Consider the following 12,532-nt stretch of genomic DNA (forward strand, 5'->3'; position numbering starts at 1 on the left):
GCTCTTTATTATTTAATTCAATTAATAGTTGTAAAATATATGGGAGTAGACTCCTTACATAACCTATCTTATAAAGAGGAATTTGAAGGAGACACGAAACGCAGCACCGCAGCGTACAAAAAGGTACGTGAGGATGCGAGTATTGGATCGACGTATATCGCAGATACTTCAGAAGTTGAGAGTCAAATAAGTGGTGAGCCTGTACAGCGTATAAAAATACCTGAACACAGGCAAATCCTGAAATTTAACGTACCAAATCTTGAAGTATCAAAGGTATACAAATTACCTTTAGAAGGAGGTTATGCAAGAAGTCTAATAAAACCAGTGATTATGGCAGGCGGTAACGGTAAAAGACTATGGCCTTTGTCATCTAAGGATAAACCGCAACAGTTTAAAAAAATATTGAGTGATCTAACTTTACTTCAGCAAACATTAAACCGAAATAACTTTTTAGGACAATCTACTATTATTACTTCCAAAAAATATGAATCAATCACTAAAAAACAAGCAGCAGAAATAGATGTAGAAATAGCATTAATTACCGAGCCTTTACAAAAAAAATACTGCCGTTTGTGCCATTATTACGGCATTATCGGCTACAACACTAGGATTTGATATTGTAGTGTTACTACCTTCAAACCATCATATAGCGGATGATATAAAGTATCTTAATACTATAAATAAAGCTTTACATTATGTTAATGAATTCGGCATTTGCACTATAGGTATTCCTATAAATGTTATAAGTGCCAAGTATGGCTATATAAACACAGGATTATCAATTGCAGAAAATGTTTATCTAGTTGATCATTTCATTGAAAAACCTATATTAGAGCAAGCAAACAAACATTTTCAAAGTAATGAATATTTTTGGAATTCAGGAATTTGTGTATACGATGTTAACTTCTTCTTAAACTTAGCAATGAACCTTCAACCTGATTTATTCTGTATTGCAGAAAAAGCATTTAATACTGCCGTAAAAAATGAGAATAGTTTGGCCATAGACAATGAGGCTTATAATGAAATCGCAGCAATTTCTATAGACAATGCCATAATGGAATATATTTCGGGAATGGTCATGATAAAAGCCGATTTTGCTTGGAACGCTCTTGGTACTTGGCATTCCTTATTACAGATAAAACACCGGAACATAAACGATAATTATTGCGAGGGAACCGTAATAACAAGCAATACTACAAACTTTTTCATTAGTTCTAATAATAAATTAAGGTCTTGACAATTTCATAATTATCGATACTATGAAAACAGTCTTGTGGTTGCCGATAAATCAAAAATGAATGATCTAGAGAAAGCTAAAATCCTATTTACTGCTCTTTTTAACGGAAAATCTGATTTATCACCGAATTATGCAATATATGAAAAAGCTTTTCTAAATAATATCTTCTGAAGAAATAAACTTAGAAACTATGAAGGGAAATAACGAAGCTTGTTATATTCTTGCTAAAACTTACGAAATAATTAATCGTAACACCCTCCAAGATGAATATAACTCTATGTTATTAACATTGATTGGAAGTAAATTAGAAAATACAGAATGTACACAGCTTGTTTATTCATATCCTATAAAATATACAAACTTTGAATCTACTGTTAACAATTTTATTCACAACTATATAGGACAGCTTAATATCACTTTTGATGATGCTATATTACAGCTGCTTACTCCGATACTTTAAATACTTCAATGTTAGGAGACTCAAATTATAATAATATGTATAACCTTGGTTGAACACTGCTAATATTCAAGGCTATTGACATAGCGTTATTGCTTATATATCCTATTTTTATGAGTTTAAACCTCATAATTCAAATATAGCTAATCTTATAAACTTCAAAAATCTGTAAGTTATAGGAACAACTTAGTAATAAAGCGGTTCATTTTAGTTGAGTTACAACATGGAAAATACTACAGAAGAACAAACAATAATATCTGAAGTCAAAAATGATGAAGAAGAGAAAAGGTTAAAAGCAGAAGATTCACGAAAGCAACTTAAAGCAATACTAATAACATTTAGTATTATTTTGACCGGTTTTCTAACTTTTACTTATTTCTTTTTTAATTACATCGAAGAAAAAGCGAAAGAATACAAACAACAGCAACAACAAGAAATTCAGACTAATAAGAGTTGAATATTAGATTACCACACTTCTCCTTTAATTATGATCTTGTTGTATGGCTGCGATATAATTCCAGCAAGATATTGTTGCGTGGATACCACCACGTCATTGCGAGCGACTGAAAGGAGCGTGACAATCCAGAAAAAATAACAAAAAAATGCTGTAAATCACATTTTTTACTGAATTGCTGAGTCAATTACTTAAGTAATTTCCTCGCAATGACGGAAAAAACAATCCACGCAGGCAATGCCCGCTCGTAATGACTATTTTTATGCTGCCTTAAGTTTAGATTGCTTGAAATTAGTTTTATCAAAATCATAGATAAAATCTTTGATAATAGGCACTATAAACTGTTTAAATTTACTTCCGCTAAATACCCTGTAATGCCCTGCCCCTTTTTGTAAATGGTATCTTTGCATTGATTCAGGTATATTTGAACAAAGTTTTAAAGCAGCTTTTGTTTGCCCTACCGCTGCAATATCATCTAATTCTCCTTCAATACCGAGTAAAGCACATTTAGTAATATGTTTTAAATCGATCGGACTCTTCTCAGAAACTAATTTACCTGTTGCTAACGAAAATTGTTAGAATACTTCATCTATAGTTTGTAAGTAAAACTCTGCCGGCATATCCATACCTGCTAAATACTCATCATAAAATTTAATAGTATGATCGGCTTTTTTATAGTCAGAATTTAATAAACTTTGCCATAATTCTAAATGTGAATCTATATGACGAAATAAGTTTAAACCCATAAAGACGGCAAGTTGGAGGAAACCGGGATATACTTTTCTACCATGTCCTGGATAGTTTGGCGGCACCTGCATTGTAACCATTTGGCAGAACCATTCTAAACTTTTACTTTGAGCGAATTCATTAACTGCCGTGGGATTTTTTCTAGCATCTATAGGACCGCCCATCAAATTCAACTTTAAATTATCAAACTTGCTGTTTTTATAAAGTATTATTTATATATTTTTCAAATTTAGAAAATAATGTTTTGAAGTTATGAGTAGTAACATTTGCTACTTCTTTTGATGTTATATTTTTGAGTTCGGCAACTTTTTCAGCGACATACCTAACAAATGCCGGTTCGTTTTGTTTGCCTCGCATAGGCGTAGGAGCTAAATAAGGAGTGTCGGTTTCTATTAATAACCTATCAAGCGGTATATATTTGACTATTTCTTGTAAATCAGTAGCATTCTTGAAAGTTATAATCCCTGACATTGAAATATATAAACCGATATCTAGCATTTTTGCCGCTAGATTTTTTGAAGAGGTAAAGCAATGTATTAAACCTGGAAATGTGCTGTTACGCATTTCTGAGGTTAAAATGTCAATAGTATCTTCGTCTGCTGCTCTTGTATGAACAATAACAGGCAGGCGTGTACTAGACGCCGCATGTATATGTGCTACAAACAAATCTTTTTGTAATTTTTGATCGTAAGGCTGATGATAATAATCAAGCCCCGTTTCACCGATTCCGATAATTTTCGGATGCTGGGTTAGCATAATAATTGCCTCAGCATCTGAGCTCGGGAAGACGTAGTCTTGACGTAGCAATCTTGTCCAAGCTTCCTGAGATTGCCACAGCACTTGCAGTGCTTGGCAATGACTAATAAAAGAATTCACTTCACACGGATGCACCCCAACACTCGCAAAAACATTTTCATATTTTTCAGCTATCTCTAAAATAATAGGTAAATCTTCAATTTTAGTGCAGATAGTTTGCATATACTGCACATTATTTTCTAATGCTCTTTGAATGACAGAATCTAAAAGCACTGCGTCATACCATGGTTTGACTACGGTATCTAGACAACAACTAATATTAGTTGTTTTAATACCCTCACTAGATCTCGCGATCGCGTCGCGGGATGACAAGTTACTACGTAAATTAAGATGACAATGTGAATCTATTAACATATTATACCCTTAGTAGGTGTGTCATACTGCGGTCTCGCCACGGTATGACACACTATTCAAATTTTGGAAAAATTATGGTAGGTTCTAAAATATTGCTACCCGCTGTTAAAGTATAATCACGTATTAAATGCTTAAATAGACGTTCTTCTTTATTTACCCCTAACTGATCAAGCATTTTATTTGCTGAACTCGGTATAAAAGGCAGAAGCATTATCGCAATATAGCGTAAAACTTCTAGTAAAGCGTATAACACTTCTAACATTTTATCTGGATCGGTTTTTTTCAAATTCCAGGGTGCTTGGCTATCAATATAGATATTTGCCTCTTCGGCCAAATTAATAATATTTTCAAGAATTTTATTAATCTCTGTTTTGTCCATCAATAAAATATTCTGCTCGACAAATTTACTTGCGGTTTTTAAAATCGGTAGCTCATATATTTTATCTATAACACCTTGCGTAAGCAAAGGCACTGTGGCGTCATTATTCTTATAAACAAAAGATGTAGTACGCTGTAATAAATTACCTATTTTGTTTGACAACTCGCTATTAATACGGGTAATTAAATTACTACGAGCAAAATTGCCGTCCATACCAAAAGTTACTTCACGCATCAGAAAATACCTAACTTGATCAACACCGAATTCACCAATTAACTTAATCGGATCAATGGTATTACCAAGAGATTTAGAGATTTTCTGCCCCTCATTCGTCCACCAGCCATGAGCCATAATTGTTTTCGGCAGCGGAACTTCTGCAGCCATTAAGAAAGCAGGCCAATAGACGGCATGAAAACGCAAGATATCTTTACCGACTACATGTAAATCAGCCGGCCAAAACTTACCGTAATTGCTTTGTTCGTCAAGATAACCGAGTGCTGAAATATAATTAACCAGTGCATCAAGCCAAACATAAATTACATGTTTTTCATTATTTGGCACTTTTATTCCCCAGTTAAAAGTAGTACGCGATACCGATAAATCTTTTAAACCCGACTTAACAAAGCTAATTACTTCGTTACGCCTTGATATAGGTCTGATAAAATCAGGGTTTGCTTCATAAAACTCAAGCAATTTATCCTGCCATTTTGAAAGATTAAAGAAATAGCTAGGCTCTTTAATCCATTCAACTGGAGCACCCGTCGGTGCTAAACCGTCCCTCGTAAGTTCCGACTCATCAAAAAAAGCCTCATCTCGCACTGCATACCACCCTTCATAAAAACCTTCATAAATAGTGCCGTTATCTAGTAATTTCTGCCAAAAAACAGCTACAGCTTCTTTATGTCTGTGTTCCGTTGTTCTGATAAAATCATCATTGGAAATATGCATAGCAGTCATCAGATGACGAAAACTCTCGGATGTTTGATCGGTAAATTTTTGTGGGTCAATATTTTTATTAATAGCTGCTTTTTCTACTTTCTGCCCATGTTCGTCAGTACCTGTTAAAAACATTACATCGAAACCTCGAAGTCGCATGAAACGAGCGATTACGTCACTTGCAACGCTAGTATAAGCATGACCGATATGGGGAATATCGTTAACGTAATATATAGGGGTAGTAATGTAGTAAGTATTGTTCATAAATGCTTTTTTATTAACTCATGTACTTCAAGTGGACTTAAATCTGAAGCTTTAATTGTTTTTATTCTCTCAGGAAATCTATTACTTAATTCTTTAAAGCAATAATAGATTTTTTTATAAAAATCTATACCTCTTATGTCAAATTTATTGTTCATATTTCGTGAATTGACTCTCTTAATAGCAGTATCCGGCTCTACGTCAATAAAAAACGTAATATCCGGCATAAGAGAAGGCATTAAAGTTTTGTGCAGATTATAAACTAAATCTATGCCGTTTTCTAGCTCTAATCCTTGATAACATACAGTTGAGTCAATAAACCTATCACATATTATAATATGTCCCTCTTGTAGAGCTGGTATAATTTTCCGTGCCATATGATCATAACGTGCTGCCATAACTTGTAATAGCTCGGACATGGGTAGTAATTCTTCATGTACTAGAATTTCACGCATTTTTTCGGCTACAATAGTACCACCGACTTCACGAGTTAAAATAACGGGAGTATTTTGAGATTGTAAATATTCATAGAGCATTTGAGATTGAGTAGATTTGCCTATCCCTTCCCCTCCCTCAAATGTAATAAACTTTCCTTGTTTCAAATTATTCATTCATTACAATTACTTTAAGCTATAACTTTATAATCATATCTCTTAAAAAAATATTTACAAGGAAGATTACATACTTATATACTCCTACAAAACGACGCGCTGTTATACGAAGATTCACTTGGGAAAGAGTAATCGGTCTGTAAGCCGAGGAGCAGAGCATATATTACACGTTCAGCATCCGAGGACTTACAAAGACATTCTCACCAATGTTCCAAATTCATCGAGTATAATCCATTATAAATTTTAAATTATTAATATATGAATAATGCATTAAGTAAAAGGGATGTTTCGATCCTAATCGGTAATGCGATGGATCATTTCGATACTGCACTTTATGGGTTTCTTGCTCCGCTACTTGCTGGTATTTTTTTTCCGAATCATGATAAAGTCGTTGCTTTAATACTTACCTATAGTGTTCTTGCTGCGTCTTTATTTACACGTCCCATAGGCTCTTATTTTTTTGGCGTAATTGCTAAAAAATACGGCGGTGTTTTTGCTTTATCTTACTCTTTAATCGGCGTTGCTTTAACAACTAGCCTAATCGGTTTAATACCTTCACATGCTCAAATAGGCTGGCTTGCACCGCTATTATTAGTGTTGCTTAGAACGTTGCAAGGAGTATATTCCGAGGGTGAATGTGCCATTGCTAAATTATTTATTTTAGAGAATAAAGAAGAAAAAAAAGCGTTTAAAGCTTCTTACCTTTATCAAACATCTACTATGGTCGGTATTATTCTTGCTTCATTTATCAGTACTATAGTTTTAAATGTAGAGTATAATACATATTGGCGTTTATGTTTCATATTTGGCGGACTTACAGCACTGATAGGTTATTTTTTAAGAAAGCGCGAGGATATTGTAGTTAAGCCCCCATTTTCATCCCGCGGCTTGACCACGGGATCCAATAAAAAAGATAAAATTATTTTACGTAATTTTTGGATACTGTGGTCAAGCCACGGGATGACACCTGGGTCCTCTCCTCGCAATGACGTAGTATCATCACTATTACAAAACTTAACTACAATTTGGAACTGTAAACTAAGTATCTTACGCATTAGTTTTGCCATAGGTTTCTCATATATGACTTATATAGTACCTTTCGTCTTTTTGAATAATTTTATTCCGCTTATCACTGATATATCACTCGAAATAATGATGAAATTTAATACTGAGTTTCTGATTTTTGATATGATTATGATTCCGATAATAGGGCATCTAACAAAAAAGCTACATTACCTTAAAATACTAAACGGTACTCTTATTTTAATGAGTTTAAGCATAATTCCTTTATGGCTCTGCTTGAATAATGCATCTATATGGTATGTTAATTTTGTACGTATTTGGATTATAATACTCGGTGTCGGGTTCTTGGCACCTTTGAACTGCTGGCTAAATGATTTATTTAAAACTGCCGATAAATATATGTTAGTCGGTATCGGCAGTAGTATAGGTGCTTCATTAATCGGACGTCTTACTCCGTCAATCTGCCTAATGCTATGGTATGTAACCGGCAACTCTTTATCAATTGCGGTTTATATAACCGCAATATCGATGGTCACTTTATGGGCTGTTAGAGGAGTTGTTGCACGGGTCAATGTCATTCCTGCGAAAGCAGGAATCCAGTAAAACATATAAAAATTAAATTCTTATATGTTTTTTACTAAAAATGTAATACTTACAGCAATATTAATGTTATTTTTATGGATTCCTGCTTTCGCAGGAATGACATCAAGAACATTATCTAATCCCTAACAAGACTGTTATTAGGAAAAGAATTTAATAAAACACCATACTCAAAACTAATCCGATATAATTATTAGCGCTGAATCTTGTCATACAATTGGCAGGATTGTCAATATCAAGAGTTGCTACTTGTAATATCAGTAAAATTAAAGCAGCTAAAATAGGTAAATAGTCGATATTATGGTTAGCCATTTTTGTTGCTAGAATAAATAACAATATAAAACCTATATAACATATATAAAGCCAAAGCTTAGAATGCTTGTTCTCTAAATATATACTTAACGATTTCACTCCTATTTTCTTATCATCTTTTATATCCATATATCCGTAAATCGTATCATAACCGATGGCCCAAAAACAGCATGCTAAATACATAATAATCGCTGCTATATCAAGTGTATCCTGAACTGCCGCATAAGCTATTAAGGCCCCTAGCTTAAAGGTAAATCCCAAAAAGATTTGCGGGAAATAAGTAATACGTTTCATTAACGGGTATAGGCTAATCATTATTACCGCAAAAAAACCTATATATATGGCTGTTTTGTTTAAAAGTAGCAAAATACAAAGTGAGATAACGCTAAGAATAAAGAGTATCAAAATAGCATAAGAAACAGATAAAGCCTTGCTAGCTAAAGGTCGCTCTTTAGTCCTTGCGACATGCTTATCAAATTTTCTATCAAATATATCGTTAATAATACACCCACTACTTCTAGCTGTTATACTACCTAAAATAAATAACGGTAATAAATGTATTAACTCCGTTCTTGAGGGGTTTGCAAGCAGTAACCCAAATAAAGCAGGAAAAAAAACCAGCAAATAAGCTACCAGCTTATCTGCACGCATTAATTTTAAGGTAAGCAAAAGTTTGTCTAGAATTAGCATATTAAACTTTAAATTTAAATAAATATGGATATTATAGATAATTTAAGATAAAATACGCCACAAAATAAAGCTACTAGATTTTTATGGCTAAAAAATTAAAACATGATTCATTAGTAAAAATAATAATGAACGACCCGGTATCAGCACAAGAATTTTTGGAATATTATTTACCCGATGATTTTAAGAGTTTAGTAGATTTATCAAAAATAACGGTAGAACAAGAAAGCTGTATTGAGGAATCTTTAAATAAGAAATATAGTAATATAACATATAAAATTAGCACCAATAATAAAGAAGAAGCATTTGTTTATGTATTAGTAGAGGCCCAATCAACAATTGATTATTGGACAGCTTTGCGGTTATGGAAATATACACTATTATTATGTGAAAGACATAAGCAAGGAAAGGATAAATTACCGCTAGTCTATAATTTAGTTATTTACAACGGTAAAGAAATTTATAATGCTCCAAGAAATCTGTGGAGTTTATTTACTGATAGTGTGATGGCAAAGAAATTAATGGCGGAAGATTATCAATTAGTAGATTTGCAAACTATGACAGATGATGACATCGTCAAGAAAAAACATTTAGGTATGCTAGAATATATGATGCAGCATATCCAATATGCAGGATATGATAAAACTATGGGAGAAGTTTTTAACAGAGTTTAAGCATATTATAATATTGGATAAAGAAAAAGGTTATATTTACCTAAGCTCGTTCTTATGATATACTAACGCAAAATTATAAAAACAAAAACAACCGGAATTAGTAGAAGTATTGGATACACATCTATTAGCGCAAGATAAGGATCCTATTATGAAAACTATCGCTGATACATATAGAGATGAAGGAAACAGGGTATTGAGATAGGCAAAGCTGAGGGCAAACATAATAAGGCAGTAATTATAGCGAAGGAAATGTTCAGTCAGGGCTTTAAAATTCCTGTTATTGCCAAAATTACAGGTCTTCACGAAACTTTCGTTCGCTCAATTGTAAATAAGTAATTAATCATGCAAGCACCACTTGCACAAATCCTAAATATCCATATCCTCCCAAAGAAAAGCATCTATTGTCATAATCACATATAACCTTTATAATAATATTCTTGAATCAACTACAAAATCTATGAAAGAATTTCCAAAAAATTATAATTTTACCGAAAATGAAAAAAAGTGGCAGCAAATTTGGCAAGAGAAACAAATTTATGCTTATAATCCAAACGTTGCAAAAGAAGAAACCTATGTAATCGATACTCCACCTCCGACAGTTTCAGGGCAGTTACATATCGGTCATGTTTATAGCTATACGCAAACCGACTTTATTGTACGTTTTCAGCGTATGATGGGTAAAAATATCTTTTATCCTATGGGTTTTGACGATAACGGGCTACCAACCGAGAGACTTGTTGAAAAGCAGAAACAGATCAAAGCTTATAATATGGATCGATCTGAATTTATAAAAATTTGCGCAGAGGTAGTAGAAAGTGAAGAAGAAAAGTTTAGAAGTCTATTTAACCAAATAGCTTTATCGGTTGATTGGAGTTTAGAGTACCAAACTATTAGTCCGTTATCACGAAAAATATCACAAATGTCTTTTCTTGATTTAGTACAAAAAGAAGAAATTTATCGTACTAATCAACCGATTTTATGGGATCCAGTAGATGGTACAGCTCTTGCCCAAGCCGATATTGAGGATAAGGAAAAAACCTCTTTCATGAATTATATTACGTTTAAAACCGAGCAAGGAGACCCGCTTACTATAGCCACTACCAGACCTGAGTTATTACCGGCTTGCGTAGCCGTATTTTATCACCCTGACGATGGACGTTATAAGCATCTAGCAGGTAAATCAGCTATAACCCCACTTTTTAATGAGCAAGTTCCACTGCTTGCTGACCCTTTAGTACGACAAGATAAAGGTACGGGACTGGTAATGTGCTGTACGTTTGGTGATCAAACGGATATTACTTGGTGGAAGACGCATAATCTACCTTTAAAAACTATTATCACTAAAAAAGGTACAATAGACTTCCAACATGAAACTTCTATAGATGGGTTGAAAATTAAAGAAGCGCGAACAAAAATAATAGATATTTTAAAAGAACAAGAGTTGCTTATTAAACAAGAAGACATCACTCATACCGTTAAATGTGCCGAGAGGTCAGGTGCTCCTCTTGAGATACTAACTGTACCGCAATGGTTCGTTAAAACTATATCACATAAAGAAGAATTGCTTAAAAGAGCGAATGAGTTAAATTGGCATCCTAAAAATATGAAGATTCGTTTAGAGAATTGGATTAATGCCATTAGTTGGGATTGGTGTATAAGTAGGCAGCGTTATTTTGGTGTGCCTTTCCCTGTTTGGTACTCTAAAAGAGTAGGTGAGGAAGGCAAAATCTTATATGCCGATGTTACGCAGCTACCTATCGATCCGTTAAAAGATTTACCTATAGGTTATAGTAAAGAGGAAGTAGAACCTGATTATGACGTAATGGATACTTGGGCAACAAGTTCCGTTTCGCCTCAACTTTCTACTCATGGGCTTTCTGATGATTTCGCTGTTAATAAAGATAGGCACGATAAATTATTTCCGATGGATTTAAGACCTCAAGCACATGAAATTATCAGAACTTGGGCGTTCTATACTATTTTAAAAGCTCATTTACACCAAAATACTTTGCCGTGGAAAAACATCATGGTAAGCGGTTGGTGTTTAGCTGAAGATCGAAGTAAAATGTCAAAATCTAAGGGCAATGTTTTAGTTCCTGAAAAACTGTTAGAACAATATGGTTCCGACGTGATACGTTATTGGTCGGCAAATTCAAAGCTAGGTGCTGATACCGCCTATTCTGAAGACGTTATGAAAAATGGCAAAAGGCTTGTTAACAAGCTATGGAATGCCGCTAAATTTGTTTTTATACATTTTGATAAACTGAAAGGTGAAGATAAAAAAGCGAGTTTACTTGATATTAAAGAAAAAATCACTAACGAGTTTGATAAATGGATTGTTAATAAGCTAGTGGAATTAGTTAAGCTAGCTACAAATGAGTTACAAAACTACGAATATGCAAATGCTATGCATCTGACGGAAAAATTCTTTTGGGTGGTATTTTGTGATAATTATTTAGAAATAAGCAAAACAAGAAGCTATGATGAGGAACACAAAAATCCACAAGGACAATATAGTAGCATATTAACTTTATATCATGTTATGCAAACGTTACTGAAACTATTTGCACCTTTCATGCCGCATATTACCGAAGAATTATACCAAATATTATATAGTGAAAATTCTATTCATGTTAAAAATAGCTGGGTTAATTACAGTGACTTAAATTATGAAATCAATGCAAAAGGTGCAGAAGGGCTGCTTGAAATACTAGATATCGTCAGAAAATTCAAAGCTGAGAAGAATCTATCTATAAAAGCTCCAATAAAATTGCTTGAAGTTAGCGGCATAGTATTATCTGCAGAATTAGCAGAAGATTTAAAAAACGTCACATCGGCAGAAGAAATACAATTTGAGATGAAAGATGATAAAATTAAAGTCAATATTATCCTTTAAAAATATTATAGGTTTAATATTAATTATATTTGCCGGGATATTTTTTTATGCTTATATATTAGAACATGACTGGCGATATGTAACCTTA

The 12,532-nt window shown here is 33.4% G+C and carries 10 protein-coding genes and 2 pseudogenes; 7 read left to right on the top strand and 5 right to left on the bottom strand.

The features are described from left to right. Positions 1–39 precede the first annotated feature (39 nt). From TENJIKU01_RS10770 to TENJIKU01_RS05635, 4 genes and pseudogenes are all read left to right on the top strand, one after another. Positions 40–1,237: pseudogene (locus TENJIKU01_RS10770) on the top strand (sugar phosphate nucleotidyltransferase). 36 nt (positions 1,238–1,273) lie between these two features. Then, positions 1,274–1,408 (top strand): hypothetical protein, encoded by a 135-nt coding sequence (locus tag TENJIKU01_RS10285; RefSeq protein ID WP_255374216.1) that lies wholly within the window; start codon positions 1,274–1,276, stop codon positions 1,406–1,408. Positions 1,409–1,427: 19 nt separating this feature from the next. Then, positions 1,428–1,697, top strand: a complete 270-nt coding sequence (locus tag TENJIKU01_RS09880; protein ID WP_227780040.1) for a hypothetical protein — start codon at positions 1,428–1,430, stop codon at positions 1,695–1,697. Positions 1,698–1,917: 220 nt separating this feature from the next. Beyond that, positions 1,918–2,151 (top strand): hypothetical protein, encoded by a 234-nt coding sequence (locus TENJIKU01_RS05635; RefSeq protein ID WP_064429533.1) that lies wholly within the window; start codon positions 1,918–1,920, stop codon positions 2,149–2,151. A 257-nt stretch (positions 2,152–2,408) separates the two neighbouring features. Here TENJIKU01_RS05635 and phaZ read toward each other — a convergent pair. The 4 genes and pseudogenes from phaZ to tmk all read right to left on the bottom strand — a co-directional run. Then, positions 2,409–3,062 (bottom strand): annotated as a pseudogene (phaZ, locus tag TENJIKU01_RS05640) (polyhydroxyalkanoate depolymerase); the annotation flags it as partial. 31 nt (positions 3,063–3,093) lie between these two features. Then, positions 3,094–4,065 (bottom strand): TatD family hydrolase, encoded by a 972-nt coding sequence (locus tag TENJIKU01_RS05645; RefSeq protein ID WP_064429534.1) that lies wholly within the window; start codon positions 4,063–4,065, stop codon positions 3,094–3,096. A gap of 52 nt (positions 4,066–4,117) precedes the next feature. Then, complete coding sequence (metG, locus tag TENJIKU01_RS05650; RefSeq protein ID WP_064429535.1) at positions 4,118–5,644, bottom strand: methionine--tRNA ligase; 1,527 nt, start codon at positions 5,642–5,644, stop codon at positions 4,118–4,120. Beyond that, complete coding sequence (gene tmk, locus TENJIKU01_RS05655) at positions 5,641–6,252, bottom strand: dTMP kinase (RefSeq protein WP_064429536.1); 612 nt, start codon at positions 6,250–6,252, stop codon at positions 5,641–5,643. Before tmk ends, metG begins: the two co-directional genes overlap by 4 nt. A gap of 258 nt (positions 6,253–6,510) precedes the next feature. Here tmk and TENJIKU01_RS05660 point away from each other — a divergent pair, with 258 nt between their 5' ends. Beyond that, positions 6,511–7,878, top strand: a complete 1,368-nt coding sequence (locus TENJIKU01_RS05660; protein WP_064429537.1) for an MFS transporter — start codon at positions 6,511–6,513, stop codon at positions 7,876–7,878. Positions 7,879–8,028: 150 nt separating this feature from the next. On the opposite strand, the gene ubiA is transcribed toward TENJIKU01_RS05660, so the two are convergent. Further along, on the bottom strand, positions 8,029–8,877 hold the full coding sequence (gene ubiA, locus TENJIKU01_RS05665) for a 4-hydroxybenzoate octaprenyltransferase (RefSeq protein ID WP_064429538.1): 849 nt from the start codon (positions 8,875–8,877) through the stop codon (positions 8,029–8,031). Between the two features lie 83 nt (positions 8,878–8,960). On the opposite strand from ubiA, the gene TENJIKU01_RS10775 reads away from it, so the two are divergent. Both TENJIKU01_RS10775 and TENJIKU01_RS05675 read left to right on the top strand, forming a co-directional pair. Further along, a complete protein-coding gene (locus tag TENJIKU01_RS10775) occupies positions 8,961–9,548 on the top strand; it encodes an Rpn family recombination-promoting nuclease/putative transposase (protein WP_371440168.1) in 588 nt (195 codons plus the stop codon). A 457-nt stretch (positions 9,549–10,005) separates the two neighbouring features. Then, entirely contained in the window at positions 10,006–12,444 is a 2,439-nt protein-coding gene (locus TENJIKU01_RS05675) for a valine--tRNA ligase (protein WP_064429539.1), read from the top strand. Positions 12,445–12,532 lie beyond the last annotated feature (88 nt).

This window comes from Rickettsia sp. Tenjiku01, assembly GCF_001653015.1.
GTDB lineage: Bacteria > Pseudomonadota > Alphaproteobacteria > Rickettsiales > Rickettsiaceae > Rickettsia > Rickettsia rickettsii.